Consider the following 26,008-nt stretch of genomic DNA (forward strand, 5'->3'; position numbering starts at 1 on the left):
CACCGACACCGGATCGCGTGTGTGGCATTGGTCACATGGCCCGGCGCAAGGGTGTCCACGATCCGGCGCGCGGTGCGCACACGCGCCCGCGCGCAGTAGGTTGAGTGCGTGGAGGAGTTGGACCGACAAATCGTGGATCTGCTCGTCAAGGACGGGCGGATGAGCTACACCGACCTGGGCAAGGCCACCGGCCTGTCCACTTCGGCGGTGCACCAGCGGGTGCGCCGCCTGGAGCAGCGCGGCGTCATCCGGGGCTATGCCGCCATCGTGGACCCCGAAGCGGTGGGCCTGCCGCTGACCGCCTTCATCTCGGTCAAACCCTTCGACCCCAGCGCGCCGGACGACATCGCCGACCGCCTGGCCGAGGTCCCCGAGCTGGAGGCCTGCCACAGCGTCGCGGGCGACGAGAACTACATCCTCAAGGTACGGGTCGCCACCCCCTTGGAGCTGGAGCATCTGCTCACCCGTATACGGACCCTCGCCGGCGTCTCGACCCGCACCACGGTCGTGCTCTCCACGCCCTACGAGGCCCGCCCGCCGCGCATCTGACCGGTGATCGCCCCCCTGTGCGCGGCCCGTCCGCGCACAGGGGCCAGACTGTCCGGTATGAGCGAGCACATCCCCGATCCGGCCCGACCGCACCCCACCGGCCCGGCACGCCCCCGTACGGTCCTGCTGCGCGGCGGTGAGGTGCACAGCCCCGCGGACCCCTTCGCCACCGCCATGGTCGTCGAGGGTGACCGCATCGCCTGGGTCGGCGAGGAGGGTGCGGCCGACTCCTTCGCCGAAGGAGTGGACGAGGTCGTCCGGCTCGACGGCGCGCTCGTCACCCCGGCGTTCACGGACGCACATGTGCACACCACCGCGACGGGGCTCGCGCTCACCGGTCTCGATCTGTCCGGCGCCGGCACGCTGACCGAGGCGCTGGCCCGTATCCGCGAGTATGCGGCCGCGCGGGACGCGGACCGGATTCTGCTCGGCCACGGCTGGGACGCCAGCGCCTGGCCGGAGGGCCGTCCGCCGTCCCGCGCGGAACTGGACGCGGCCACCGGCGGCCGGCCGCTCTACCTCACCCGGGTGGATGTGCACTCCGCGGTCGTCACGACGGCGCTGCTCGATCTGGTCCCCGGCGTGCGTGAGCTGGCCGGATTCCGGGCCGACGCCCCGCTGACCGGCGACGCCCACCACGCGGTGCGGCAGGCCGCGTACGCCACCGTCACCCCCGCCCAGCGCGCCGAGGCGCAGGCCGCCGCGCTCGCCCGCGCCGCCTCGCTCGGCATCGGCAGCATCCACGAGTGCGCCGGCCCGGACATCTCCGGTGCGGACGACTTCACGGCGCTGCTCGCCCTCGCCCGGGAGGGCAACGGCCCGCGCGTCGTCGGCTACTGGGCCGAGCTGATCGCGTCCGCAAAGGACGCGGAGCGGATCCGGGAGCTCGGGGCCATCGGCGCCGCGGGCGACCTTTTCGCCGACGGCTCGCTCGGCTCGCACACCGCCCATCTGCACGCCCCGTACGCGGACTCCGGCCACACCGGCGCCGGGCACCTCGACGCCGAGGCCGTCGCCGCCCATGTCGCCGCCTGCACCGAGGCCGGACTCCAGGCCGGCTTCCACGCCATCGGTGACGCGGCCCTGACCGGCGTCGTCGACGGTGTACGGGCCGCCGCCGAGCGCATCGGCCTCGACCGGATCCGGGCCGCCCGGCACCGTGTCGAGCACGCCGAAATGCTCACCGAGCAGACCATCGCGGGCTTCGCCGACCTGGCCCTGACCGCCTCCGTCCAGCCCGCCTTCGACGCGGCGTGGGGCGGCGCGGAGGGCATGTACGCCGCCCGGCTCGGCGTCGACCGGGCCCGCACCCTCAACCCGTACGCCGCGCTGCTCAAGGCCGGGGTCCCGCTCGCCCTCGGCTCCGACAGCCCGGTCACCCCGCTCGACCCCTGGGGCACCGTGCGGGCCGCCGTCTTCCACCGCACCCGCGCCCATGGCATCTCCGCCCGCGCCGCGTTCACCGCCCACACCCGCGGCGGCTGGCGCGCCATCGGCCGGGACGACGCGGGCGTCCTGGTGCCCGGCGCGCCCGCCGACTACGCGGTCTGGCGCACCGGCGAACTGCTCGTCCAGGCCCCCGACGAGCGGGTGGAACGCTGGTCCACCGACCCCCGATCCGGCACCCCTGGCCTGCCCGATCTCACCCCCGGCAACGACCTCCCGGTGTGCCTGCGCACGGTCGTCGGCGGGCGGACGGTCTTCGGGCCGCCGAACGAGTGACATCGCGCAGGCAGGTGCCACCACGGACCGTGCTTGCTGCTCCTTGGCCCACCGGCGGGCGCTCGCGGCTGACCTGGGGCGACGCGAAAACGACGCAGGCGGAGCACCTGTTGACAGCAGGCGGTCGGCGGCCGGTAGGTTCGGCCGAGTCCACCACAGGACGTCCGACCGGTAGATCTCCGCGCAGTCGTCGAACGCAGCTGGGCCATGGGGCGGTGCGCCACTGGGGCACACCGCCACTGGGAGCCAGGTCCAGGACCCGCGGCACGGGGCGACGGAAGGTTTCGGCCGGCCGGCGGGTGCGACCCGGGTGGGGCCCGGACGCTCAGTAGACAACGGCTCTCGGTCGACCCGCAGCCAGCGGGTCCCAGGTCGGCCCGAAGGGCGCCGGGCCCCTATCCGCACCGCACCGCCTCCCTGCGCCCTCCCCGGATGCCCCTTCACGTTTTGTGCACCCCGCATCCGTAACCCCGGCCTCCCGATGTACGGTCAGCTCACCACCACGACCTGCAGGAAGGCTCGCGACCGTGCCATCGGGCTCCGACACCACCGAAGAAGCCGTCAGCGGCAGCACGCCCGACGGCCCGGTGCCAACCGCCGGGACGGGCTCCCCGGCCGCCGTGCCCGTACGCCCCGGACGCGCCCGGCGGCTCGCCGCGCTGGCCCGCCGTGAGGCGCCGCGCACCGGCCTCGCGGTCCTCGCCGGTCTCGTGCTCGGACTCGCCTTCCCGCCGTACGACCTGTGGCCGCTGTCCCTGGTGGCCGTCGCCGCACTGTCGCTGCTGACCCGCGGCCGGACCGCCCGCCAGGGCGCCTGGACGGGCTTCGCGTTCGGGCTGCCGTTCTTCCTGATCCTGCTGAAGTGGCTGCATGTCGTCGGCTGGGACGCGGTGGTGGGCCTCTCGATCGCCGAGGCGTTCTTCCTGGCGCTGCTGGGCGCGGCGCTCGCCGTCACCTCCCGGCTGCCGGGCCGGCCGGTGTGGGCCGCCTGTCTGTGGGTCGCCGAGGAGTGGGCCCGCGACCGGCTGCCGCTCGGTGGCTTCCCGTGGGGCCGGCTGGCGTTCGCCAACACCGGTTCGCCGTTCACCCCGCTCGCCGCGCTCGGCGGCGCTCCGCTGGTGACCTTCGGCGTCGCGCTGGCCGGTGCGCTGCTCGCCGCCTGCGCCGCCACTCTCTGGGGGCTGCGCGGGAACGGGTCGCTGCGCCGGGCCGTGCCGGCCGTGGAGGCGTTCGGGCTCGCCGCCGCGATCACCGCGGCCGGTGTGCTGGTGCCCGTGCCCACCAAGGCCGATGACACCGTTGACATCGCTGTCGTCCAGGGCAACGTCCAGTCACCCGGTATGGACTTCCTGGGCCGCCCCATGATGATCACGGACAACCACGCCACCGCCACCGAGAAGCTCGCCGCGGACGTCAAGGCCGGCCGGGTCAGGAAGCCGGACCTGGTCATCTGGCCGGAGAACTCCTCCGACCTCGATCCGTACAAGTACCCGCAGGCGTACGACCGGATCGACGAGGCCGTGAAGGCCATCAATGTGCCCGTCCTCGTGGGCGCCCTGGTGGATCACCCCACCAAGGAGGGCTATGTCTTCAACGAAGGCATCGTCTGGGATCCGAAGAAGGGGCCGGGCGCCTCCTACACCAAGCAGCACCCGGTGCCGTTCGGTGAGTACGTGCCGTTCCGGGAGCAGCTCAGCAAGATCATCACGCGCTTCAAGCGGGTGCCGCGCAACTTCTACCCCGGGGACCACACCGGCCTGCTCAAGGTCGGCCCCGCCCGGCTCGGCGACGTCATCTGCTTCGAGGTCGCCTACGACCAGATCGTCCACGACACCGTCAACGCCGGCGCCCGCGCCCTGGTCATCCAGACCAACAACGCCACCTATGGCCGCACCGGCCAGCCCGAGCAGCAGCTGGCGATGTCCAAGCTGCGCGCCGTCGAACACGGCCGCGCCGTGGTCACCGCCGCCACCAGCGGCATCAGCGCGGTGGTCGCCCCCGACGGCACGATCACCCACCGGATCCCCGAGTTCACCCAGGGCGTGGTCTCCGCGCGGATTCCGCTGCGGGACGAAACGACGCTCGCCGACCGCGTCGGTGCCGCTCCGGAGTGGGCGCTCGCTATCGTGGGCCTTCTGTCCTGCGCCGCCGCGGCAGTCCTCGGCCGGCGTGGGCGTACGAAGGACGAGAAGGGGCAGCAGTGACAGACGGTCAGCGGAAGTACGGTCCGCTCGGCACCACGTTGGTGATCATCCCGACGTACAACGAGGCGGAGAACATCAAGCCGATCGTCTCGCGGGTGCGGTCCGCCGTCCCCGAGGCACATGTCCTGGTCGCGGACGACAACAGCCCCGACGGCACCGGCAAGCTGGCCGACGAGCTGGCCGCCGGGGACGACCAGGTCCATGTCCTGCACCGCAAGGGCAAGGAAGGGCTCGGCGCCGCCTATCTCGCCGGCTTCCGGTGGGGCATCGACCACGGCTACGGCGTGCTGGTCGAGATGGACGCCGACGGTTCGCACCAGCCCGAGGAACTGCCCCGGCTGCTCACCGCCCTCAAGGGCGCCGATCTCGTCCTCGGTTCGCGCTGGGTGCCCGGCGGCCGTACCGTCAACTGGCCCAAGTACCGCCAGCTGATCTCCCGCGGCGGCAGCACCTACTCCCGGCTGGCGCTGGATCTGCCGCTGCGCGACGTCACCGGCGGCTTCCGGGCCTTTCGCGCGGAGGCCCTCAAGGGACTGGGCCTGGACGATGTCGCCTCCCAGGGCTACTGCTTCCAGGTCGACCTCGCCCGCCGCGCCGTGCAGGCCGGCTATCACGTCGTCGAGGTCCCGATCACCTTCGTCGAGCGCGAGTACGGCGACAGCAAGATGAGCCGGGACATCGTCGTGGAGGCGCTGTGGCGCGTCACGGCCTGGGGCGTCGGCTCACGGGTGGACAAGCTCCGCGGTCGCTGACGCCCGGCCCGCCACCGGAGTGGATCTTTCCGGCGACCCTTGGGAAAGGCGGCCGGACGGGCCAGGCACACTTGAGGCATGACGTTCGGAGCCACGCCCTCGCCGAGTCCCCGCCCGCCCCAGCGTTCGCGCGCCCGTAGGTTCGTCCCCTTGGGCATCGCCGCCTGGATGGTGCTGGAGATCTGGCTGCTGACCGTCGTCGCCGGTGCCACCAACGGTCTGACGGTGCTGCTCCTGCTGGTTGCCGGAGTGATCGTCGGCGGTTATGTGATCAAGCGGGCCGGCCGTCGTGCCTGGCGGAACCTCACCGAGAGCTTTCAGACCGCCGGCGATCCGGCAGCGGCCGGTAACTCCCCGTCCGGCAACGGCAGATCGGGCAACGACAAGCCGGGCAGCGGCAATACGCTCCCCATGGTGGGCGGGCTGCTGCTGATGCTGCCGGGGCTGGTGTCCGACGCCCTGGGGCTGCTCTGCCTCTTCCCGCCGACCGGGAAGCTGATGCAGCGCCGCGCCGAGAAGCTGCTGTCGCGGCGGGCGGGCTATGCCCCGGGCTCGTTCGGTGACGCGTTCCAGCAGGCCCGGATGCACCGGCCGGACGGCAAGGTCGTCCAGGGTGAGGTCATCCGCGACGACGAGCCGCCGGCCCCGCGCCGGCAGGACCCGCCGCTGACCGGCTGAGCGCGCCGACGGACCGGCCGTGCGGACGGCAAAGGCCGGGGCCACTGCGTGATGCAGTGGCCCCGGCCCTTGTTGCTTGCTTGGCGCAGGTCCGTTGTCAGGCGGACTTGCGGTTGCTGTCGCGCGGATGCACGGCGATGTTCATGGTGCCGGAGCGCAGGACGGCCAGCCTTTCGGCCAGCACCTCCTCCAGCTCCTCGCGGGTGCGCCGCTCCATGAGCATGTCCCAGTGCGTACGCGCGGGCTTACCCTTCTTCTCCTCGGGGCCGTCGCCATCCACCAGAAGAGAGGGTGCACCGCATACCTTGCACTCCCACTCCGGCGGAATCTCGGCCTCAACCGAGAACGGCATCTCAAATCGATGTCCGTTCTGGCATGCGTACTCCACCGCCTGGCGCGGGGCCAGGTCGATGCCGCGGTCGGTCTCGTAGCTGGTCACCACGAGTCGCGTGCCGCGGAGAGCTCGCTCACTCATGAATCGTGCCTCCCGGGCTTGTCGCCCACAGGACAGGTGTCGCTGTCGTCGTCATCCGGTCAACGTCCGGTCGGCGGTGAAGATTCCCGAATCCGGGATATGAGCCCACCCGTCGCCCACCACCGCCCTTGACGGAGGCGCTGTGCGCCGCTGCCTACCTTCGTGCCGCCCCTTGTTGTACCCACCGGCGCCCGGTTTGTCACATCTGGCAGCAGATGTCACCCAGCGCCTTCCATGCTTGAGCGCGCAGTAACGGTCCGCCTGGTGAGCCAAAGGCGTACACTACCGCCCCACACGCCCGGAGGCTAAATCCGGTCAGGTACCGGATTTCCGGCCGCCGCGATGGCCCGGCTCACCGGGACCCGCGCCAGCAGCACGAAACCGACCACGAAGAACGCCACCAGGGACACGATCGCGTCCCGGTAGCTCCCGGTGAGCTGATAGGCCACCCCGAACACCAGCGGTCCCAGCCAGCTCACACCCCGGTCGCTGATCTCGTACGCGGAGAAATACTCCGCCTCCTTGCCGCGCGGCACCAGATGCGAGAAGAGCGAACGCGACAGCGCCTGGCTGCCGCCCAGGACCAGGCCGATGCCGACGGCGAGGGCAAAGAACCACAGGGGCGCCTTCGCGGGCAGGAAGTAGCCGGCCGCGAGGGTCAGCGCCCAGGCCACCAGTGAGCCCAGGATCGTGCGCTGCGCGCCGTACCGCCTGGCGAGGCGGCCCATCAGCAGGGCGCCCGCCGCGGCCAGCACCTGCACCAGCAGGACCGCGACGATCAGCGTCGTCTGGTCCAGCCTCAGCTCCTCGGCGCCGTACACGGAGGCCTGGGTGATCACCGTCTGCACCCCGTCGTTGTAGACGAGATAGGCCAGGAGGAAGGACAGGGTGAGGGGGTGGCGGCGCATCCCGCGCAGCGTCTCGCGCAGCTGCCGCCATCCCCGGCGGGGCGAGGCGCCGAGGCCCGCGCCGGGCGCCCCGGTGGTGGCCGTTCGCCGGTCGCGCAGCCGGCGCAGCGGAATCAGTGCGAAGGTGCCCCACCACAGCCCCGCCGACGCCAGGCAGATGCGCACCGCGGTGCCTTCGGATATGCCGAGGGCGTCGTGCTTGCCGTAGAGCGCCAGATCGGCGACCAGGACCAGTGCCCCGGCCGCGTAGCCGAAGGCCCAGCCCCGGGCGGAGACCGCGTCCCGTTCGTCGGGCCGGGCGATCTGCGGCAGGAAGGAGTTGTAGAGCATCATCGACACCACGAACGACACATTCGCGATGATCAGCAGCGCCCCGCCCAGCAGATAGCGCTCGCCGTCCAGGAAGAACATCCCTGCCGTCGCCGCCGCGCCCGCATAGGCGCAGCAGCCCAGCAACGGCTTCTTCCGGCCGGTCCGGTCGGCCAGCGCCCCGGCGAGCGGCATCGCCACTACGGACAGCAGCAGCGAAGCGGACACCGAGTACGCATAGAAGGAGCCTGCGCGCACCGGGAGGCCCAGTGGATGCACAAAGCCGTGCGCGTCCGCGGCGGCCTTCGCCACCGAGGTCAGATACGGCCCGAGGAACACCGTCAGGACGGTGGTCGAGTAGACGCTGTTGGCCCAGTCGTACCAGTACCAGCCGCGCTGTTCGCGGCGCCGGCCGGCCGACTCGTCCAGAGCCTCCGCCGGTGTGCCGTGCACGCCCGTCCCCGTCATCCCGCCCCCGTTCACCGCGGCGGACGGCCGACGGCTCACGGGCGGCTCAGACCCAGCACCCACGCTCGGTCAGCACCGTCCGCAGCGTCTCGATGTGATCGGTCATGATGCCATCCACGCCGAGATCCAACAGGGCGGTCATCCGATCCGCGTCATTGACCGTCCAGACGTGCACCTGCATGCCCAGCGCATGCGCGGCGCGCAGGAACAGCGGATCGACGACCGGGAGGCCGGACTGCCGCTCGGGGACCTGCACGCAGACCGCGCTGCGCCGCACCGCCGCGCCCAGCAGCCGGTCGAGCGGCAGCACTCCGCGGCCGTACGAGCGCAGCCGCAGCCCGGCCACCCCACGGGTGCCGAGCGAGCTGGCCATCCGCCGGCCGGCCAGCCGCTGGGCCCGGGCCACCCGGGCCTCCGAGAACGAGCCGACGCACACCCGGTCCCAGGCGCGGGTGCGGCGGAGCAGGTCCAGCAGCGGCGGCAGCGCGGCCTCGGCCTTGAGGTCGACGTTCCAGCGCGCCTCGGGGAACTCCTCCAGCAACTCCTCGAACAGCGGCAGCGGCTCCCGGCCGCCGACCCGGGCCCGGCGCACCGCCCGCCAGGGAAGCGCTCCGATCGCGCCGCGGGTGTCCGTGACGCGGTCGAGTGTCGCGTCATGGAAGGCGACGAGCCGGCCGTCCGATGTGGCGTGCACATCGGTCTCCAGATAGCGGTAGCCGAGGCCGACCGCGCGCCGGAAGGCGGCCGCGGTGTTCTCCAGGCCCTCCGCGTCCCCGCCCCGGTGGGCGAAGGGGAGCGGTCCGGGGTGGTCGAGATAGGCGTGGCGGATGCGTATCGCTGAGGTCACTCCGGCAGTATGGCGCGCTCAGGTGAAGGCTCTCCGCGGGCCACCACCGGGGACCGCTTCTCGGGTGCCCGGACCGCGAAGCGGCGGAGGAAGAACTGCGCCAGGGGGCCGATGGCCAGCGCGTAGACGACCGTGCCGACGCCGACGGACCCGCCGAGCGCAAAGCCCGCCGCCAGCACCGTCACCTCGATGCAGGTCCGCACCAGCCGCACCGGGCGGCCGGTCCGCCGGTGCAGACCGGTCATCAGCCCGTCGCGCGGCCCCGGGCCGAAGTCGGCGGAGATGTACAGCCCCGTCGCGGCGCCGTTCAGGAGGACGGCGCCCGCCAGCAGCGGGATACGGGCGCCGAGCGAGTCCAGCTCCGGCACCCAGGCCAGCGTCGCGTCCATCACCAGGCCGAGGATCACCACATTGGACACCGTGCCCAGGCCGGGGCGCTGGCGCAGCGGTATCCACAGCAGCAGGATCAGCGCGCCGGAGACGATGGTGACCGTGCCGATCGACAGACCCGTATGACGTGATATGCCCTGGTTCAGCACGCTCCATGGCTCCAACCCCAGCTCGGCCCGCAGCATCAGGCCCATGCTCACGCCGTACAGCGTCAGTCCCGTATAGAGCTGGACCAGGCGGCGCACCGGCAGGCCCCTCCGCGGGCCGGGCTCACTGATCATGGACACGACTTTTCCCCCTCCTGGCAGGATTGGACCGACGCATGACACCATGTGGCGTGTCCGGGCTCGGGAAGTAGAGCCAATTCGGGGAAGGTGGACTGATCTTCATGGCTCAGTGGACTTCAGCGGTTGGCGCGACCCAACTCGCCCGGCTGCTCCGGTCGCAGGACCCGCGCGATGCCCAACTCGCGGTCGGCGGCCGCCGGTTGCCCGCCTACCGCAGCCTCGCCGACGGTGTGCGCCTGCTCGTACTGGAAGGCCGGATACCGGTCGCCGCCCGCCTGCCTGCCGAGCGCGAACTGGCCGCGGCCTTCGGCGTCAGCCGCACCACCGTCGCCGCCGCCTACGAAGCGCTGCGCGCCGAGGGGTTCCTGGAGTCCCGCCGCGGCTCCGGCAGTTGGACCGCCGTCCCGGCCGGCAATCCGCTGCCCACCCGCGGTCTGGAACCACTGCCCCCGGAAGCCGCCGGCTCCATGATCGACCTCGGCTGCGCCGCCCTCCCGGCCCCCGAACCCTGGCTCACCCGCGCCGTCCAGGGCGCCATGGCCGACCTTCCGCTCTACTCCCACACCCACGGCGACTACCCGGCCGGGCTGCCCGTCCTGCGGCAGGCCCTCGCGGACCGCTACACCGCCCGCGGTATCCCCACCATGCCGGAACAGATCATGGTCACCACCGGCGCGATGGGCGCCGTCGCCGCGATCTGCCGGCTCTGTACCGGCCCCGGCGAGCGGGTGGCCGTCGATTCGCCGTCGTACGCCAATATCCTCCAGCTGATGCGGGACGCCGGTGCCCGGCTCGTACCGGTCGCCCTCGGGGACAAGCTGGCCGGCTGGGACATCCCCGTCTGGCGCCAGGTGATGCGCGATGCGGCCCCCCGTATGGCCTATGTCGTCGCCGACTTCCACAACCCCACCGGCACCCTCGCCACCGAGGACCAGCGCCGCCGCCTCGTCGACGCCGCCCGGTCGGCCGGCACCCTGCTCGTCGTCGACGAGACCATGACCGAGCTCCGGCTGGACGAGGACGCCGAACCGCCCCGGCCGGTCTGCGCGTTCGACCCGGCCGGCAGCGCGGTGATCACCGTCGGCTCGGCGAGCAAGGCGTTCTGGGCCGGGATGCGGATCGGCTGGGTGCGCGCCGCTCCCGACATCATCCGCAGCCTGGTCGCCGCCCGCGCCTACTCCGACCTGGGCTCACCGGTCCTCGAACAGCTCGCCATCGCCTCGCTCCTGGAGACCGGCGGCTGGGAGCAGGCCATCGGCATCCGCCGCGAGCAGGCCCGCGAGAATCGCGACGCCATCGTCGAGGCGCTGCACCGGCATCTGCCCGACTGGGAATTCAGCGTGCCCCGCGGCGGCCTCACCCTCTGGGCGCGGACGGGCGGACTCTCCGGCTCCCGGATCGCGGAGGCGGGGGAGCGGCTCGGCGTACGGGTGCCCTCCGGCCCGCGCTTCGGCGTCGACGGCGCCTTCGAGGGCTTCGTACGGCTGCCGTTCACGGTCAGCGGGGCGGTCGCCGACGAGGCCGCGGTCCGGCTGGCCGGCGCCGCGCGACTGGTGGCGACGGGCGCGCCGGTGGAGGCGGAGCTGCGGCACACGTTCGTGGCCTGACCGCTCGCCCCGGCCCCGTCCTTCAGGGCTGGGGCAACCCGCCGGGAGCCGGTCCGCCCCACCGGGCGGCGGAACTCACCCCTCCGCTCGCACGGCCTCCACCGACCCCTTGATCACCCGGGGCTCGCCGCCCTTGTCGGTCCGCACCCGCGCGCTCGCGCCCACCGGTTCGGCCACGGACCCGGACTCCTCGGCCTGCGGTGCCTTGGCCGCCGCGGATCCGTCGTCCGCTTCCGCTCCATCGGCGCGCGCGGCCGGGCCGGCCGCCACCGCCTTGCCGACGTCCACCCGCTTGCCGCCGGCCACCGGCTCGCCGGGCCCCGCCCCGTCGGCCGGCATCGTGTGCTCCGGCAGCAGCGCCGTGACCGCCTCCCGGTGTGCCTGGCCGGTGGCGTCATCGAGCGGATCGGGTGTGGCCGGCACCTGGAGCCGCAGTACGGGTGCGTTCCCCAGCCGCGCGTAGCCGCGGCCCGGCGGCACCTGTGCCGGCGGTGTGGTGTGCGGCGGCGCCCCCAGCACTGCCCGGACCTCTTCCGCCGTGGCGGGGCCGAGCACCACCCGCGCCTTGGTGTGCGCCCGCACCGGGTCGCTCAGCAGCTCGGCGGTCTCGAACTGGTCGGCCACCACCACCGTGACCTGGGCGGCCCGGCCGTGCCGCAGCGGCACCTGGAGCCATCGCTGCGGATCGTCCCGCTCCTCGGCGACCGCGATATGGGACAGCGCCGTCGGACGGTCCGCGATGATCCACAGCGGCCGCCGGGTCTCGTCCGGCGCCGCCCCGCCGGCCTGCCGCGCCCGGTTCCCCGCGATCAGCCGCCGCTCGGTCTCGTGCGAGGCCCACTCCAGCGTCGCCAGCGCCCCCGCCAGCCCGCTCTCCACTCCCAGCACGCCCTGGCGCCCGACCAGACAGCCGTACTCACCGGTGCCGCTGCCGTCGATGACCAGTACATCGCCGTGCTGGAGCGCCTGGAGGGCGATCGAGCGCAGCAGCGTCGTGGCGCCGGTCCCCGGCTGCCCCAGGACGAGCAGATGCGGTTCGGTGGAGCGCTGCCCGGTCCGCCAGACCACCGGCGGGGCATCCCGGGTCTCCTCCCCGCCGGTGACCGGCAGGGTCCGCTGTACGGAGTCCGGGTCGGTGAAGCCGAGCACCGTCTCGCCCGGCGAGGTGACGAAGCGCTGGGCGGCGATATCCGTGGGCAGCGCGTCGAGCACGGTCAGCGTGAGCTGATTGGCCAGCTCGTCCCATGTGAAGCGGTACTCCCGGCCCCGGCCGGCCTTGGCGTACAGCACCTGCTCGATGCGGACCCGGGACCGGTCCTCACCGTCGGTGAAGTACGCCGGGTACTTCAGCTGGAGTCGTTCCAGCCGCCCGCTGTCGTCGAAGGCGTACTCGGCGAAGGCCCGCTCCCAGTCACCGCCGTGCGCATACAGCGGGCTGGGGTCACCCTCGGCGGAGAGGTAGGGCACCAGCGCCTCGTACAGCGCCCGCAGCCGCTCGGTCTCGGCCTCGCTGGGACCGGTCACCACGGGCGTCCGCTCCCGCCCCGCCCAGGCCCCCGCGCCCATCACCCCGATCAGGGCGAGCAGCGGCCCGTACGGCACCAGCCACACCACCAGCACACACGCGCCCACGAAGAACGCCAGCGGACCGCGCTGATCCTTGGGCGTCCCGGCCCAGCGTTCCCGGCCGGCCGCGCCCAGCCGGCGCAGCCCCCGGCCGATGGTGATCAGCGGATGGAACACATCGGAGGCGCTGTCGGCGGCGGTGCGCGCGAGTTCGCGGCTGCGGGCGAGCGAGGCGCTGTGTGCCATACGGGCGAGCGGTGCGCTGTTGGTCAGGATGCGGGGCAGAGGGCGCCGGGCCACATCTTCTCCTGTTGCTCGTGCGGTGGTTGTGGGGGATCGGCGGGGCTGCGGGCAGGGGGCGCACACGGAGCCGCCCGGACGGGAGCCGGTGCGGCCCGTTCGGGCGGGTCCCGTGGCGGTGCGCCGGAAGCGGACTGCGGGACAGCCCCTAGATCTTGATCCCCCCGAGGAGGCTCGCCAGGCTCGCGCCGCCGGCCTTGATGCTGGGCGCGATGGCGGAGCTGGCGAGGTAGAACCCGAAGAGCGCGGAGACCAGAGCGTGGGACAACTTCAGGCCGTCTTTCCGGAAGAAGAGGAAGACGATGACACCGAGCAGGACGACGCCGGAAATGGACAGAATCATGGGGGGTTCTCTCCTGGGTGGTGGGGACGGTCACCATGAGTTCTTCCAGCCTCACAGCACGTATCAAGCCATGAAAAGCTGCAAATGGGTGATTTATCAGGGAAATTCCCTAAATGGACGCAACGCCAGGGCGTGCCGGGTCCGGGTGTGCTCGGCGTGTCGCGGAGCGGCCCCGCCGAACCGGCACAATCGTGGGGTGTCGAAGCAGAAGAACAAGCCCCGCCGCCCCGCCGCCGTCACCCCCGCCTCGCCGTGCCCCTGCGGACGCGCCGAGACCTACCGCGACTGCTGCGCCCCGTTCCATCAGGGGCATGCCACGGCCCCGACCGCGGAGCGTCTGATGCGCTCGCGCTACAGCGCCTTCGCCGTCGGTGACACCGGATATCTGCTGCGTACCTGGCACCCGACGACCCGCCCGGCCGGCCTCGACCTCGAACCGGCCCAGCGCTGGACCGGCCTGGACATCCTCGGCGCGACCGGCGGCAGTGCCTTCCACGCCGAAGGCACCGTGGAATTCCGCGCCCACTACAGCCTGCACGGCCAGGCCGACAGCCAGTACGAGCACAGCCGCTTCGTCCGCGAGGGCGGCCAGTGGGTCTATCTCGACGCGCTGCCGTCGGCGTAGCCCGCACCCGTCGGGGCGGGCCCGTCCCCGTGCTCGCAGCGGCCGGGCCGGGTCACCGTCCGCCGCGCAGCTGGTCGATCTCGCGGCGGTCGCGCTTGGTGGGACGGCCGGTGCCGCGGTCGCGATGCCCGGCCACCGGAATCTCCTCGCGCGGCGGGGCCGGCGGGCTGTTGTCGATGAAGCACTCCGCGGCGATGGCCGCGCCCACCCGCTTGCGCACCAGCCGCGAGACGACCACGATCCGCTCCCGGCCCGCGTGCCGCAGCCGCACCTCGTCACCGTTGCGTACGCCGTGGGCCGGCTTCACCCGCTCGCCGTTGACCCGTACGTGCCCCGCGCGGCAGGCGGCCGTGGCCAGCGAGCGCGTCTTGGTGAGCCGTACGGACCAGATCCAGCTGTCGATGCGGGTGGTCCCCTCGTCTGAAGCCATACCAAGACTCTAGAACGGACGCCCGCCGGTGCGGCGGCCCGACGGCCCTACGCGGACGACCTCTTGCTCGTCTTCTTGGCCGCGGTCTTTTTTGCCACCGTCTTCTTGGCGGCGGTTTTCTTGGCGGCGCTCTTCGACGTGGTCTTCGTCGCCGTGCTCTTCCGGGAAGTACCGGCGGCTGCGGTCTTCTTGGCCGTCGACGTGCCCTTCGCCCGACCGCCGGCCGTCTTCGGGGCGGCCGCCGTCTTCTTCGCCGGAGCCTTCTTGGCGGCGGCCGGGGCGGTCTTCTTGCCCGGGGCCTTCTTCGCCGCCGTACCGCTCTTCTTGGCGGCGCCCCGCTCCGCCTCACCCTTCTTCGCCGTCTTCCGCCCCCGTATGGGCGTCACGGACGCCGACTCCGCCTCCGCGTCCGCCTCCCCGCCGCCCCGTGCCGCCCGCACGCTCTTCTCCAGCGCCGCTGTGAGATCGATGACCTGGGCGCCGGACGTGCTCGACGCGGCGGGGGCGACCGGCTCGCCCTCCAGCTTGGCGGCGACCAGTTCCTCGACGGCCTCGCGGTAGTCGTCGTGGAGTTCGGCGGGGTCCAGCTCGCCCAGGGAGTCCATCAGGGTCTCGGCCAGCGTCAGCTCGTTCTCGCGGAGCTCGACATCGTCGGGTGCCACACCGGTGACGGGCCGGATCTGATCCGGCCACAGCAGCGTATGCATCACCAGCGCCCCGTCGTGCGCCCGCAGCATCGCCAGGGATTCCCGTCCCCGCATCGCCACCTTGCCGATCGCGACCTTGCGATGGTCCTCCAGCGCCTCCCGCAGCAGCGCATACGGCTTGGTGGCGGCCGCCCCGTTGGGCCCCAGGTAGTAGGCCTTGTCCATCTGGAGCGGGTCGATCTCGTCCGGGTCGGCGAACGAGAGGATCGACAGCGTCTTGGCGGTGGGCATCGGCAGCCGGGACAGATCGTCGTCGGTGATCGGCACGACGGTGTCGTCGCCCGGCGCCTGATAGCCCTTGCCGACCTCCTCGTTCGGGACTTCCTCGCCGTCCAGCTCACAGATCTTCCGGTACTGGATCTGCGCGCCGTCCTTCTCATGGATGCGTACGAAGGACACCGACGAGGTGCGGTCGGTGGCGCTGTAGGTCTTCACGGGGATGGTGACCAGGCCGAACGATATGGACCCATTCCATATAGAACGCATATTTCATCCCTTGTGTGGGATTCTCATCGTATGTCGCCGATCACCGTCGTGGAGGGGCGGCGCCTCTCGCTGACCAATCTGGACAAGGTCCTCTATCCCGAGACCGGCACCACCAAGGGTGAGGTGCTGCACTACTGCACCACCACCGCGGGCCCGCTGCTCGCCCACCTCCACGACCGGCCGCTCTCCTTCCTGCGCTACCCCGACGGGCCGGACGGCCAGCGCTTCTTCACCAAGAACGTGCCGCCCGGCACGCCCTCCTGGGTGACGACGTGCGAGGTCCCCCATTCGAGGTCGGGGCCCACCCGGCAGGTCCTGCTCCAGGACCTGCCCGCGCTCGTCTGGGCCGCCAACCTGGTCGTCGAACTGCACACCCCGCAGTGGACCCGGCAGGCGCCGGGCGTCGCCGACCGGCTCGTCTTCGACCTCGATCCCGGCGACCCGGCCACGATCGTGGAGTGCTGCACCGCGGCACAGTGGCTGCACGACCGGCTGGCCGCCGACGGCCTCGATGTCTATGCCAAGACCAGCGGCTCCAAGGGCCTGCACCTCATCGTGCCCGTCGAGCCCACACCGTCCGAGCGGACCACCGCCTACGCCAGAAGCCTCGCCGTCGAGGCCGCGGCGGCCCTCCCGGACCTGGTCGTGCACAAGATGACCAAGGCGCTGCGCCCCGGCAAGGTCTTCATCGACTTCTCCCAGAACGCCGCCGCCAAGACCACCGCGGTCGCCTACACCCTGCGCGCCCGTGCCACCCCCACCGTCTCGGCCCCGGTCACCTGGGACGAGATCGCCGCATGCACCGACCCGCAGCAACTCACCTTTCTCTTCGACGAGATCGAGCCCCGCTGCGCCCGGTACGGCGATCTGCTCGCCCCGCTCCTCGACCCGGACCACGCCCGCCCGCTGCCGGCCGCGGCGTCCCGTCGGCCGGGAACGGCCCGGGGCGAGCCCCGGGCCGGCGGCTCATACCGCGTGCGGCCGCGGCCATGACGCGCGCGCGGCGGTCCCGAGCCAGTTGATGACGGCACCGGCCGTGGTGTCGCCCAGGGCCGCGATCTGCGCCAGGGCGGCCAGGTCCCCGTCCGTCGGAGCGACCCCGGCCGCGGTCAGCGCCGCCTGGAGGTCCTGCCGCCGGCGATCGGGCAGGGCCACCGGCCCCTGCCGCTGCTCCTCGGGGCGCGGGGGCAGGAACGGCCGGTCCTGCTGCTGCGGCGGGCCGAACGGAAGCCGGTCCTCCGGGCGCGGCGGCGGCAGCACATGGTCCACATGGGACGGGGGCGGCGCCCCCTGCGGATCCGTGGGCGCGCCGAGGCGTTCCTCGGGGCGCGGGGGAGCGAGCACATAATCCGGCGTCACGCCGTACGGCGGGGGAGTGGGGCGAAAGTGCGCCATGGGGCCTCCACAACTCACGGTCCGAAGAATCCAAGGGATTCGGAGAATGCGGCTGTCACTTCTTCGGAAGCCGGGCGGCGCCTGTTCGGTTGCGCAGGGCGCGTGGGTTCACCCGATGAGCCCAAAGTGCGCCGCCGTCCTCGCTACGGTGGCCGGATGTCTCGCCGTGACGCAGCACCCCACCCGTACTGGAACCACAACGTGCACTACCACCGGCTGGTGCTCGACGCGGTGCCGGACGGCTGTGGCCGGGCGCTGGACGTCGGCTGCGGTGACGGGCTGCTGGTCCGCAAGCTGGCGGGGCGGGTCCGCGAGGTGACCGGGGTGGACCGTTCGGCCGCGATGGTGCGGCTGGCCCGCGAGCGCAGTGCACAGGTCCCGAACGCACGCTTCGTCGAGGCCGACTTCATGACGCCGGACGGTGCCCCGTCCGGCGGTTTCGACCTGCTCACCGCCGTGGCGGTCGTCCATCACCTGGACTTCGCCGCCGCGGTCCACCGGATGGCCGAACTGCTCGCCCCCGGCGGCCGCCTCGTCCTCGTCGGGCTCGCCAGGAACCGGACGCCCCTGGACTGGGCCCTCAGCGGCGCGGGCGTGCCCGCGGCCCGCTTCCTCGCCCGGCGCCACGGCGGCAAGACCGGGCCGCCGGAGATGCCGGTCCTGGACCCGGCCATGGCGTGGGGCGAGGTCCGGCGGGCCGCCCGGGAGTGTCTGCCGGGCGGCCGCTTCCGCCGTCATCTGCTGTGGCGCTATTCGCTGGTGTGGGACAAACCGCGTCGTTGAACGACGCGCAGGGGGCCGGTACTTCGGCCGCGGTCGCCGAGCCCGGCGGGCCGAAGGCAGGCAACTCGGCGACGAGGCAAGGTCCTTGGTGAACCGGCGGTATTTTCAGGCGAATTCGGTGATTGCCACGGGGCGGACACATAACTCTCCCCTGATGTTCACACTGTGGTGATTACCGCGATGGAAAGCTGTTAACGGCCGCTCCCAACGGCCGGTGCCGGTCGTGCCCCACATTTTCACGACTCGGCGCCACAATTCGGGGAGAGGACACCCCTCGTGGACAACAAACGCGTGACCCGTCGCGCCCGTATCGCGCTGGCTCTCGCCGGCGGCACGGCATTGACTGCGGTGGTCGCACAGATTCCGGCGAATGCGACGGCCGGCCAGGCCGCACCGCACCGTGCCGCATCCGCTGCTCAGCATGCGTCCCGGTCCGCCGGCACGGCTGACGGTACGTCGTATGACGACACGTACTACAAAGACGCCGAGGGCAAGACCGGCAAGGCGCTCAAGGATGCGCTGCACCGGATCATCAGCAGCACCCAGACCGGAAAGCTGACGTACGACCAGGTCTGGGACGCCCTCAAGGAAACCGACCAGGACCCGGACAACAGCGGAAATGTCATTCTGCTGTACACCGGCCGCTCGCAGAGCAAGGACGCCAACGGCGGCAACCCGGACGACTGGAATCGTGAGCACGTCTGGGCGAAGTCGCATGGTGACTTCGGCACCGATACCGGTCCCGGTACCGATATCCACCATTTGCGGCCGGAGGATGTGTCCGTCAACAGCATCCGCGGCAACAAGGACTTCGACAACGGTGGTACGAAGGTCGACGAGGCGCCCGGAAACAACACCGACGACGACTCCTTCGAGCCCCGTGACGCGGTCAAGGGCGATGTCGCCCGCATGATCCTGTACATGGCCGTCCGCTATGACGGGGGCGACGGATTCGCCGATCTGGAGCCCAATGACAACGTCGACAACGGCACCCAGCCGCATATCGGCCGGCTTTCCGTCCTCAAGAAGTGGAGCGAGCAGGACCCGCCGGACACCTTCGAAAAGCACCGCAACCAGGTGATATTCGACAAGTACCAGCACAACAGGAACCCGTTCATCGACCACCCCGAATGGGTCGGCGAGATCTGGTAGCCCTGCCGGCCGGGCCCGGTGGTCATTCCGCCGGGCCCGGCCCACCGCCTACGGCAGTCGGGGCGCTCGCGCATCGGATGGAGTAGGCCAACCAGCGCTTGGCCGCGGTCGTTTTTAGCGTGGGCCACATGTCTAGCGTGAGTTGGGCCTCCGTCAGAGTCGTTACCGCCGCCACTGTTTGTGCCGCGAGCCTGTGGGCCGTGCCCGCCCCGGCGGTCGCCGATGGCCCGCACGGCATCGACGATCTGCGGCCCGCGGCCCACACGGCCGACCCGGCCGAGGCCGAGGCCGAGAGCCGGCTGGACGGGCGCGGAGTGCAGTTCCGGCCCCGGCCGGACGTGCCCGAGCTGCCGGAGGTCACCGCCCTGTCGTGGATGGTGACCGACGTGGCGAGCGGAAAGGTCCTCGCGGCCAAGGACGCCCACCGGCCCCTGCCACCCGCCAGCACACTCAAGACGCTCTTCGCCCTGACGGTGCTGCCGAAGTTCTCCCAGGGGGAGGTGCACACCGTCTCCCTGGAGGATCTGGCCGGGATCGAGTCGGGCAGCTCCCTCGCCGGTCTCAGGGAGGACATGCCCTACCAGGTCGCCGACCTGTGGCACGGCGTGTTCCTCAGCTCGGGCAGCGATGCGGTGCACACCCTGGCCAGCATGAACGGCGGCTGGCGCAAGACGATCGACGATATGCAGGAGACCGCCCGCCGCCTCGGCGCCCGCGACACCCGGGTGGCGTCAGCGGACGGCTTCGACACACCGGGACAGGTCTCGTCCGCCTACGATCTGACGCTCTTCGGGCAGGCCGGGCTGACCAACGCGGACTTCGCCCACTTCGCCTCGACGAAGCGGGCTCAGCTCCCGCAGGACGGCGGTCCGGACTCGTTCACCATCCAGAACACCAACCGGCTGCTGGTCGGCTCACACGGCGTCAGACCGTACGACGGCCTGATCGGGGTGAAGAACGGCTATACGACCCACGCCGGCAACACCCTGATCGCCGCCGCCCGGCGCGACGGCCGGACGCTGCTGGTCACCCTCATGAATCCGCAGTCCGGCGGCCGGAACGCCGTCTACGAGGAGACCCGCGCCCTGCTGGACTGGGGCTTCGAGGCGGCGCCCCGGGCCGCGGCCGTCGGCGTGCTTCCCGTCATGGAGCCCGATGAGCTCACCGGTGAACCGCGGCCCGTCGCCCACCGGCCGCGGCCGGTGCCGCTGCACAAGGCAGGGATCGCGGCGCAGACCGACGGCGCGCCGTTCACGCGGTACTGGTGGTTCCTGTCCGCGGCCGGAGCCGTCGGGGTCATCGGCGCCGCCGGGCTCGGTACCGCGCTGTGGCGGCGCCGGCGCACCGCGCGCGCGAGCGGGGGCGGCGAGTCCGAGCCCGGGGCCTCCTGAGGCCGTAGCCGCGCCGCCGGCCGTCGTACATCCATCCGATCGGTCAGGAATACGGAGGACAGCCGATGGCCTTGCCCGGTGAAGGGCGACGCGTCAGTCACGGTTGTGCGGCCTGCCGGGCGTTGCTCGGTGTAGCGTCCTGATCAGCTGTCGTGGTTCCGAAGTGCCGGACGCCCGTGTCGCCTTCACGGGCGTCCTTGCTGTGTAGCGCGTCTCCGGGCCAGGGCGATCACCTCCGGGTTCCGCAGCACGCGGAAGCCGATTCGAGCCCATTGAACGAAGGAGACGGAATATGGCTTCCGGCACAGTGAAGTGGTTCAACTCGGAGAAGGGCTTCGGCTTCATCGCCCAGGACGGCGGCGGCGCCGACGTCTTCGCGCACTACTCGAACATCGACGCCACGGGCTTCCGCGAGCTTCAGGAGGGCCAGAAGGTGACCTTCGAGGTCACCCAGGGCCACAAGGGCCCCCAGGCGGAGAAGATCCGGCTGGCGTAGGTCCGCCCGGCTCGCCCCTCGGTGCCCGCTCCCGACCCCCGGGGCGGGCACCGTCGTGTGGCGCGCGGCCCGAACGGACCACGCGGTGCTCATCCGTACGGCGCAATCGGTGGGGCGGCGGTGACCGCCGCCGGTTCAGGGCCGCTGTTTCAGGGCCGCGGCGGCTGATCCGGGCCCGGCCCGCCGCCGAATTCGTCCCTGAGCTTCTCCTGGCCGGTGTCCACCTGGCCCTTGAACTTGCCCCGGCTCTTGTCGTCGGCCATGTCGCCGGTCTTGTCGATGCCCTTTTCCGTCTGGCTTTCGTGGCCCTTCAACATGCTCTTGATCTTGTCCATCATGGACATGATGCGTCCTCCTCACGAAGGTCCCCCACGACTCCAGCATCACCCCCTCCCAGGCGATCTGCATCCGCGCGCCAGGGGCACCGCCGGGCGCCCCGGCCGCCGGGGCGCCCCGTTCAGGAACCGCTCGGGACCGGGGCCTTCATTTGGTCGCTGATGAACTTGATCGAACCGGCCGCCATGCCCTTCTGGTAGTCCCAGGCGTTGTGCCGGCCGTCGGGGATGATCTGTAGGGCGGTGTGGATCGGGCCCTTGCCGTAGGTCTGCCGGAAGCGGTGTATGGGGGCGGTGACCTTGGTGCCCTCCCTGGAGCCGGCCTGGAAGGCGAGATAGACGTCCGGGCCGCCCTTCCGCAGCAGGCGCTGGGCGAGCTTCGCCGGATCGTTGGCGTCCTTCTCCGCCTGGTGGCCCGCCCACAACGGCGAATCGGGCGCCAGATCCGGACCGCTGGCTATCGCCGCCTTGAACTTCTCCGGGTGTTTCAGTACCGACTTCAGCCCGGCGAAACCGCCCGAGGACGACCCCATGAAGGCCCAGCCGTCGCGGGACTTGAAGGTACGGAAGTTGGCCCGGGCCAGCTGGACGACGTCCTCGGTCAGCCAGGTCCCCATCTTCTGGCTGCCGGGGATGTCGCTGGCGTCGTGGTACAGGGTGTCCGGGTTGAGCATCGGCATCACCACGAGGAACGGCAGGCTCTTGCCCTCCGCGGTCCACCGGGTGAGGTTCTCCTGTAGCTCGATGTCGCCGCCGACCCAGTAATTCGTGACCCCGCCCGGTTCCTTGGGGCTGCCCAGACCGCCCGGCAGGGCTATCAGCACCGGAAATCCGCTCTTGGCGTATTTCGGGTCCCCGTATTCCTTGGGCGCCCAGACCCAGACGCTTCCGGTGACGCCGGATTTCTGGCCGTGCAGCGTCGCCCGCGCTATATGGGTGCCGTCGTCCAGTGTCCGGGTGTTACGGAAGTCGCTCTTCGGGCCGGTCGGCATCAGGGTGTCGTCGTCGACGGGCTTGGCCCGCGCGGCGCCGTCGCCCTTCCCGCCGGCATTGAAATCGACCGGCTGACCGGTGTCCGAGCAGCCGGCGAGCAGCACGGAGGAGGCGGCGAGCGCGGTGGCGAGCACGACGGCGTAGGGGCGTTTCACAGGGGGACTCCGCGGCTGAGTGATCACGTTCAAGTGCTCATAAAGAGGGAAAAGGGGTGCCGCGGGTTCCCTTGCCGCGAGCCGGGCCGCGGGGCTCGTCCCACCCGTATGGAGCAGCGTCTCCCGGGCGGTTTCCACGGGGCGGTCCCCGGCTCGCTCGACGGGCACGGTCCCGTGGTCCGGCCGAGAATGCAGCGGTGAGCGATGAACACCGCAGTGCCGATGACCCCGCGCCGCGCGCCGTGCCGTGTGACGAGGAACGACGGCTCGCCAGGAAGGCGCTGGCCGGCCGTGCGCGGAACGCGGACGACCTGTCGTTGTTGATGGACATGCTGGGCCTGGATCCGAGCCGTGATCGGGACCATGAGGCGGCGTACGGCCATGAGAGGGGGCGCGGGCAGGACTGTGGCGGCGGCCCGGGGAACGGGCGCGGCTCCGGACGGGAGCGGCGGCCGGAGCTGCGCCGGGACGCCCGGTCGCGATGGGGCGGGCCCCGGGCGTAAACCCACGCCCCAGGGCGTCCCGCCCCCGTCAGAGCGCCCCGCCCCCGTCCGGCCGCTACCGGCCGCCCGCCCGGGGCAGCCGCACGGTCACGATCTGGAACGGGCGCAGCCGCATCCGCAGGGTGTTGCCCTGCCGCTCGATCGCCGGACCGTCCTCCGTGGGGCGTTCGAGCAGATCCGTGGTGACCGCGCCGGCCGGCTCGAAGGCGGTGGTGAGGGTGGTGACGGCCCGCCCGCCGTGTGCCTCGTGGAGGCGGACGATCACATCGCCGCTCCTGTCGTCGGCGAGCTTGACCGCGGTGATCACGGTGGCGTCATTGTCGGCCGTGACCAGCGGTGCCACCGCCGCGGCGCCGGTGATCCGGCGCTCGGGCAGATTGATGCGATGGCCCTCGCGCACCGCGTCCCCGATGGCGGCGCCCGGTACGAGGGCATGGCGGAAGCGGTGGACGCCCTGGTCGGTCTCCGGGTCGGGGAACCTCGGGGCGCGCAGCAGGGAGACCCGGACGGTCGTGGTGGTGCCCCGGTCGCCGTCCTCCCGGACCGTACGGGTGACGTCATGACCGTAGGTGGCGTCATTGACCAGTGCGACGCCCCAGCCCGGCTCCTCAAGGTGCACGAACCGGTGGGCGCAGGCCTCGAACTTGGCGGCCTCCCAGCTGGTGTTGGTGTGAGTGGGCCGGTGGTAATGGCCGAACTGGGTCTCGGCCGCATAGCGCTCGGCGTGCAGGTCCAGCGGGAAGGCGGCCTTGAGGAACTTCTCGGTCTCGTGCCAGTCGACCTCGGTGCCGAGATCCAGCCGCCGCTGTCCGCGCGCCAGCGTCAGTGTCTGCACCACCCGCGAGGCACCGAAGGTCCGGGTGACGCGCACCGTCGCCGCCTCCCCGGACACCGCGCCGAGCACGACCTCGTCCGCGCCCGTCAGATCGGTGACGACATTGCGGTAGAAGGCGTCCACGTCCCAGGCGTCCCACATATTGGGGAAGTCCGGGTGGATCTGGAGCAGGTTCGCCGCCGCGCCGGGCGCCACCGTCTCGCGGTCGGCCACCCGGTCGTACACGGAGACCACCAGGCCGCGCCCGTCGATCCCGACCCGCAGCAGACCGTTGGTGAGGGTGAATCCGCCGCCGTTGCGGGGTACGGCGGAGACCTCGGGCCCCTCGTTCCCCCCGGGCCCTACGGCCCCCGCCGCGACGCCGCCGCGGGCGTGCGGGGCGGAGTTCACCACCAGCTCCGCCCCGCCGGGGCCGGTCAGCGCGGTCAGCGCGGCGGCGATGAGGCCCTCCAGCTCGGCGGCGACCGCCGCATAGGTCGCGGCCGCCTCACGGTGCACCCAGGCGATGGAGGAACCGGGCAGGATGTCATGGAACTGATGGAGCAGCACGGTCTTCCAGATGCGGTCCAACTCCGCGTAGGGGTAAGGGTGTGGTGTCATCACTGCTGCCGTGGCCGACCAGAGTTCGGCCTCCCGGAGCAGCTGTTCGCTGCGCCGGTTGCCGCGCTTGGTCCGCGCCTGGCTGGTGAGCGTCCCGCGATGCAGCTCCAGATACAGCTCGCCCACCCACACCGGCGCCTGCGGGTACTCCGCCTCCGCCTTGGCGAAGAAGTCCGCGGGCCGCTCCCACTCGACCCTCGGTGAACCGTCCAGATCGCGCAGCCGCCGCGCCTTGGCGATCATCTCGCGGGTGGTGCCCCCGCCACCGTCGCCCCAGCCGGTCGGCGCGAGCGAGTGCCGGGCCACCCCCTTGTCCTTGAAGTTCCGTGCCGCATGGGCGACTTCTCCGCCCGCCATCTGGCAGTTGTAGGTGTCCACCGGCGGGAAGTGGGTGAAGATCCGGGTGCCGTCTATGCCCTCCCAGCGGAAGGTGTGATGCGGAAAGGCATTGGTCCGACTCCAGGAGATCTTCTGCGTCAGCAGCCATTTCGACCCGGCCGCCCTGATGATCTGCGGCAGCCCGGCGGCGAAACCGAAGGTGTCCGGCAGCCACGCCTCCTCGTTCTCGACGCCGAACTCCTCCAGGAAGAACCGCTTCCCGTGCACGAACTGCCGGGCCATCGCCTCCGACCCGGGCATATTGGTGTCCGACTCCACCCACATGCCGCCCGTCGGCACGAACCGCCCCTCCGCGACCGCCTTCTTGACCTTGGCGTAGACCTCGGGCCGGTGCTCCTTGATCCAGGCGTACTGCTGCGCCTGCGACATGGCGAAGACGAACTCCGGCTCGTCCGCCAGCAGCGCCGTCATGTTCGACGTCGTCCGCGCCACCTTCCGCACCGTCTCGCGCAGCGGCCACAGCCACGCCGAATCGATATGCGCATGCCCCACCGCGCTGATCCGGTGCGCGGAGGCCCCGGCGGGCGCCGACAGCACCTCCCGCAGTTCCGAACGGGCCGCCGTCGCCGTCCCGTTGACGTCCTGGAGATCCACCGCGTCCAGCGCCCGCCCCGCCGCCCGCAGCAGCTCCCAGCGCCGTGGGCCGTCCACCGCGAGCTCGGCCATCAGCTCACCGAGCACTTCGAGGTCCTGGACCAGCTCCCACACCTCGGTGTCGAACACCGCCAGATCCATCCGCGCCAGCCGGTACAGCGGTGCGCTGCCCGCCGTCTCCGGGTCGCCGAGCGGCGTCGGCCGAAACGGGTGGACATCGAGGATGACGGGGTTGGACGCGGCCTCCAGATGCCATTCGACGCGCTCCCCGCCGCGCACCGGGGCGCCCACCCGCACCCACTGGTTGCGCGGGTTGAGCGCCTTGACCGGGCTGCCGTCCGGCAGATACACCAGCGCCTCGCACTGGAAGCCGGGCATCCGCTCGTCGAAGCCCAGGTCCAGTACCGCCTCCACGGTGCGGCCGGCCCACTCCCGCGGCACCTCACCGCAGACCTTGAACCAGGTCGTGGCCCAGGGCGCGCCCCAGGCGTCGCCCACCGCCACCGGCGTATGGGCGGCGGTCAGGCCCTCCGCCACCGGCATGGTCTGCGGCGCTCCCGATTCCGCGCCGGTGGCAGAGGCCCCCATGTCCGGTGCGACCCAGGCCGCCACCTCCAGGGGAACCGACGCCGGATACAGGGCGGGCCGGATGCGCTCGTCCAGGACGCGCTTGAGGCGGGCTTCGGTCAGGGCACGGTCGTCATGCATGGGAGAGGCTCCGTAG

25 protein-coding genes are annotated in these 26,008 nt (G+C 71.8%); 13 read left to right on the plus strand and 12 right to left on the minus strand.

Going from position 1 to position 26,008, the window contains the following annotated elements; translation table 11 throughout:
- Window positions 1-108: 108 nt before the first annotated feature.
- From TU31_RS23695 to fxsA, 5 genes are all read left to right on the plus strand, one after another.
- Window positions 109-549 carry an Lrp/AsnC family transcriptional regulator gene (locus TU31_RS23695; RefSeq protein ID WP_026170119.1) on the plus strand — a complete coding sequence of 147 codons (441 nt, stop codon included), beginning with the start codon at window positions 109-111 and terminating at the stop codon, window positions 547-549.
- 57 nt (window positions 550-606) lie between these two features.
- Window positions 607-2,271, plus strand: a complete 1,665-nt coding sequence (locus TU31_RS23700; RefSeq protein ID WP_042158077.1) for an amidohydrolase — start codon at window positions 607-609, stop codon at window positions 2,269-2,271.
- A gap of 527 nt (window positions 2,272-2,798) precedes the next feature.
- Window positions 2,799-4,475, plus strand: coding sequence for an apolipoprotein N-acyltransferase (gene lnt, locus TU31_RS23705; protein WP_042158078.1), 1,677 nt, complete (start codon window positions 2,799-2,801; stop codon window positions 4,473-4,475).
- On the plus strand, window positions 4,472-5,227 hold the full coding sequence (locus TU31_RS23710; protein ID WP_042158080.1) for a polyprenol monophosphomannose synthase: 756 nt from the start codon (window positions 4,472-4,474) through the stop codon (window positions 5,225-5,227). Before lnt ends, TU31_RS23710 begins: the two co-directional genes overlap by 4 nt.
- Window positions 5,228-5,305: 78 nt before the next feature.
- Window positions 5,306-5,905, plus strand: coding sequence for an FxsA family membrane protein (gene fxsA / locus TU31_RS23715; protein WP_042158081.1), 600 nt, complete (start codon window positions 5,306-5,308; stop codon window positions 5,903-5,905).
- Window positions 5,906-6,002: 97 nt separating this feature from the next.
- On the opposite strand, the gene TU31_RS23720 is transcribed toward fxsA, so the two are convergent.
- The 4 genes from TU31_RS23720 to yczE form a co-directional block, all read right to left on the minus strand.
- Complete coding sequence (locus tag TU31_RS23720; protein WP_026170122.1) at window positions 6,003-6,380, minus strand: RNA polymerase-binding protein RbpA; 378 nt, start codon at window positions 6,378-6,380, stop codon at window positions 6,003-6,005.
- Between the two features lie 305 nt (window positions 6,381-6,685).
- Window positions 6,686-8,065 (minus strand): MFS transporter, encoded by a 1,380-nt coding sequence (locus tag TU31_RS23725; RefSeq protein ID WP_042158082.1) that lies wholly within the window; start codon window positions 8,063-8,065, stop codon window positions 6,686-6,688.
- A 46-nt stretch (window positions 8,066-8,111) separates the two neighbouring features.
- Entirely contained in the window at window positions 8,112-8,912 is an 801-nt protein-coding gene (locus TU31_RS23730; RefSeq protein WP_042158083.1) for a glycerophosphodiester phosphodiesterase family protein, read from the minus strand.
- Window positions 8,909-9,583, minus strand: a complete 675-nt coding sequence (yczE, locus tag TU31_RS23735; protein WP_042158871.1) for a membrane protein YczE — start codon at window positions 9,581-9,583, stop codon at window positions 8,909-8,911. The genes TU31_RS23730 and yczE overlap by 4 nt, the downstream gene beginning before the upstream one ends.
- Window positions 9,584-9,690: 107 nt before the next feature.
- Here yczE and TU31_RS23740 point away from each other — a divergent pair, with 107 nt between their 5' ends.
- Window positions 9,691-11,196: an SCO1417 family PLP biosynthesis transcription factor gene (locus TU31_RS23740; RefSeq protein ID WP_042158084.1), complete on the plus strand. Its 1,506-nt coding sequence runs from the start codon at window positions 9,691-9,693 to the stop codon at window positions 11,194-11,196.
- 75 nt (window positions 11,197-11,271) lie between these two features.
- Here the strand turns inward: TU31_RS23740 and TU31_RS23745 are convergent, their stop codons facing one another.
- Complete coding sequence (locus TU31_RS23745) at window positions 11,272-13,062, minus strand: membrane protein (RefSeq protein WP_042158085.1); 1,791 nt, start codon at window positions 13,060-13,062, stop codon at window positions 11,272-11,274.
- Between the two features lie 148 nt (window positions 13,063-13,210).
- Entirely contained in the window at window positions 13,211-13,405 is a 195-nt protein-coding gene (locus TU31_RS23750) for a hypothetical protein (protein WP_018092434.1), read from the minus strand.
- 196 nt (window positions 13,406-13,601) lie between these two features.
- Here TU31_RS23750 and TU31_RS23755 point away from each other — a divergent pair, with 196 nt between their 5' ends.
- Window positions 13,602-14,030: a YchJ family protein gene (locus TU31_RS23755; RefSeq protein WP_042158087.1), complete on the plus strand. Its 429-nt coding sequence runs from the start codon at window positions 13,602-13,604 to the stop codon at window positions 14,028-14,030.
- A 52-nt stretch (window positions 14,031-14,082) separates the two neighbouring features.
- On the opposite strand, the gene TU31_RS23760 is transcribed toward TU31_RS23755, so the two are convergent.
- Window positions 14,083-14,460: an RNA-binding S4 domain-containing protein gene (locus tag TU31_RS23760; RefSeq protein WP_042158088.1), complete on the minus strand. Its 378-nt coding sequence runs from the start codon at window positions 14,458-14,460 to the stop codon at window positions 14,083-14,085.
- Between the two features lie 47 nt (window positions 14,461-14,507).
- On the minus strand, window positions 14,508-15,653 hold the full coding sequence (ku, locus tag TU31_RS23765; RefSeq protein WP_042158089.1) for a non-homologous end joining protein Ku: 1,146 nt from the start codon (window positions 15,651-15,653) through the stop codon (window positions 14,508-14,510).
- 30 nt (window positions 15,654-15,683) lie between these two features.
- Here ku and ligD point away from each other — a divergent pair, with 30 nt between their 5' ends.
- Window positions 15,684-16,646 carry a non-homologous end-joining DNA ligase gene (gene ligD / locus TU31_RS23770; RefSeq protein ID WP_042158090.1) on the plus strand — a complete coding sequence of 321 codons (963 nt, stop codon included), beginning with the start codon at window positions 15,684-15,686 and terminating at the stop codon, window positions 16,644-16,646.
- Here ligD and TU31_RS39205 read toward each other — a convergent pair.
- On the minus strand, window positions 16,620-17,048 hold the full coding sequence (locus TU31_RS39205) for a hypothetical protein (protein WP_181018651.1): 429 nt from the start codon (window positions 17,046-17,048) through the stop codon (window positions 16,620-16,622). The two genes, ligD and TU31_RS39205, sit on opposite strands and share 27 nt — an antisense overlap.
- Before the next feature lie 156 nt (window positions 17,049-17,204).
- Between TU31_RS39205 and TU31_RS23780 the strand changes: the two genes are divergently transcribed.
- The 4 genes from TU31_RS23780 to TU31_RS23795 all read left to right on the plus strand — a co-directional run bounded on the left by TU31_RS23780 (window position 17,205) and on the right by TU31_RS23795 (window position 20,870).
- Window positions 17,205-17,831 (plus strand): class I SAM-dependent methyltransferase, encoded by a 627-nt coding sequence (locus TU31_RS23780; RefSeq protein WP_042158091.1) that lies wholly within the window; start codon window positions 17,205-17,207, stop codon window positions 17,829-17,831.
- A 276-nt stretch (window positions 17,832-18,107) separates the two neighbouring features.
- Window positions 18,108-18,983 carry an endonuclease I family protein gene (locus TU31_RS23785; protein ID WP_042158092.1) on the plus strand — a complete coding sequence of 292 codons (876 nt, stop codon included), beginning with the start codon at window positions 18,108-18,110 and terminating at the stop codon, window positions 18,981-18,983.
- A gap of 128 nt (window positions 18,984-19,111) precedes the next feature.
- Window positions 19,112-20,374: a D-alanyl-D-alanine carboxypeptidase family protein gene (locus TU31_RS23790; protein WP_042158093.1), complete on the plus strand. Its 1,263-nt coding sequence runs from the start codon at window positions 19,112-19,114 to the stop codon at window positions 20,372-20,374.
- Window positions 20,375-20,666: 292 nt separating this feature from the next.
- Complete coding sequence (locus tag TU31_RS23795) at window positions 20,667-20,870, plus strand: cold-shock protein (RefSeq protein WP_006601696.1); 204 nt, start codon at window positions 20,667-20,669, stop codon at window positions 20,868-20,870.
- Between the two features lie 149 nt (window positions 20,871-21,019).
- Here TU31_RS23795 and TU31_RS23800 read toward each other — a convergent pair whose 3' ends face one another.
- Both TU31_RS23800 and TU31_RS23805 read right to left on the minus strand, forming a co-directional pair.
- Complete coding sequence (locus TU31_RS23800) at window positions 21,020-21,214, minus strand: antitoxin (RefSeq protein WP_042158094.1); 195 nt, start codon at window positions 21,212-21,214, stop codon at window positions 21,020-21,022.
- A 113-nt stretch (window positions 21,215-21,327) separates the two neighbouring features.
- Complete coding sequence (locus TU31_RS23805; RefSeq protein WP_042158095.1) at window positions 21,328-22,353, minus strand: alpha/beta hydrolase; 1,026 nt, start codon at window positions 22,351-22,353, stop codon at window positions 21,328-21,330.
- Window positions 22,354-22,550: 197 nt separating this feature from the next.
- On the opposite strand from TU31_RS23805, the gene TU31_RS23810 reads away from it, so the two are divergent.
- Window positions 22,551-22,856 (plus strand): hypothetical protein, encoded by a 306-nt coding sequence (locus TU31_RS23810; RefSeq protein ID WP_042158096.1) that lies wholly within the window; start codon window positions 22,551-22,553, stop codon window positions 22,854-22,856.
- A 55-nt stretch (window positions 22,857-22,911) separates the two neighbouring features.
- Here the strand turns inward: TU31_RS23810 and TU31_RS23815 are convergent, their stop codons facing one another.
- Complete coding sequence (locus TU31_RS23815) at window positions 22,912-25,992, minus strand: alpha-mannosidase (RefSeq protein WP_042158098.1); 3,081 nt, start codon at window positions 25,990-25,992, stop codon at window positions 22,912-22,914.
- Between the last annotated feature and the right edge of the window lie 16 nt (window positions 25,993-26,008).

The sequence above is a fragment of the Streptomyces lydicamycinicus genome, from assembly GCF_000829715.2.
GTDB lineage: Bacteria > Actinomycetota > Actinomycetes > Streptomycetales > Streptomycetaceae > Streptomyces > Streptomyces lydicamycinicus.

What these genes read in the sequence shown, in the direction of transcription:
- TU31_RS23700 (WP_042158077.1), top strand. Translation starts at nt 607, where the DNA reads ATGAGCGAGCACATCCCCGATCCGGCCCGACCGCACCCCACCGGCCCG.
- fxsA (WP_042158081.1), top strand. Translation starts at nt 5,306, where the DNA reads ATGACGTTCGGAGCCACGCCCTCGCCGAGTCCCCGCCCGCCCCAGCGT.
- TU31_RS23720 (WP_026170122.1), bottom strand. Translation starts at nt 6,380, where the DNA reads ATGAGTGAGCGAGCTCTCCGCGGCACGCGACTCGTGGTGACCAGCTAC.
- TU31_RS23725 (WP_042158082.1), bottom strand. Translation starts at nt 8,065, where the DNA reads ATGACGGGGACGGGCGTGCACGGCACACCGGCGGAGGCTCTGGACGAG.
- yczE (WP_042158871.1), bottom strand. Translation starts at nt 9,583, where the DNA reads ATGATCAGTGAGCCCGGCCCGCGGAGGGGCCTGCCGGTGCGCCGCCTG.
- TU31_RS23740 (WP_042158084.1), top strand. Translation starts at nt 9,691, where the DNA reads ATGGCTCAGTGGACTTCAGCGGTTGGCGCGACCCAACTCGCCCGGCTG.
- TU31_RS23750 (WP_018092434.1), bottom strand. Translation starts at nt 13,405, where the DNA reads ATGATTCTGTCCATTTCCGGCGTCGTCCTGCTCGGTGTCATCGTCTTC.
- TU31_RS23760 (WP_042158088.1), bottom strand. Translation starts at nt 14,460, where the DNA reads ATGGCTTCAGACGAGGGGACCACCCGCATCGACAGCTGGATCTGGTCC.
- ku (WP_042158089.1), bottom strand. Translation starts at nt 15,653, where the DNA reads ATGCGTTCTATATGGAATGGGTCCATATCGTTCGGCCTGGTCACCATC.
- ligD (WP_042158090.1), top strand. Translation starts at nt 15,684, where the DNA reads ATGTCGCCGATCACCGTCGTGGAGGGGCGGCGCCTCTCGCTGACCAAT.
- TU31_RS39205 (WP_181018651.1), bottom strand. Translation starts at nt 17,048, where the DNA reads ATGGCGCACTTTCGCCCCACTCCCCCGCCGTACGGCGTGACGCCGGAT.
- TU31_RS23780 (WP_042158091.1), top strand. Translation starts at nt 17,205, where the DNA reads ATGTCTCGCCGTGACGCAGCACCCCACCCGTACTGGAACCACAACGTG.
- TU31_RS23790 (WP_042158093.1), top strand. Translation starts at nt 19,112, where the DNA reads ATGTCTAGCGTGAGTTGGGCCTCCGTCAGAGTCGTTACCGCCGCCACT.
- TU31_RS23795 (WP_006601696.1), top strand. Translation starts at nt 20,667, where the DNA reads ATGGCTTCCGGCACAGTGAAGTGGTTCAACTCGGAGAAGGGCTTCGGC.
- TU31_RS23800 (WP_042158094.1), bottom strand. Translation starts at nt 21,214, where the DNA reads ATGTCCATGATGGACAAGATCAAGAGCATGTTGAAGGGCCACGAAAGC.
- TU31_RS23815 (WP_042158098.1), bottom strand. Translation starts at nt 25,992, where the DNA reads ATGCATGACGACCGTGCCCTGACCGAAGCCCGCCTCAAGCGCGTCCTG.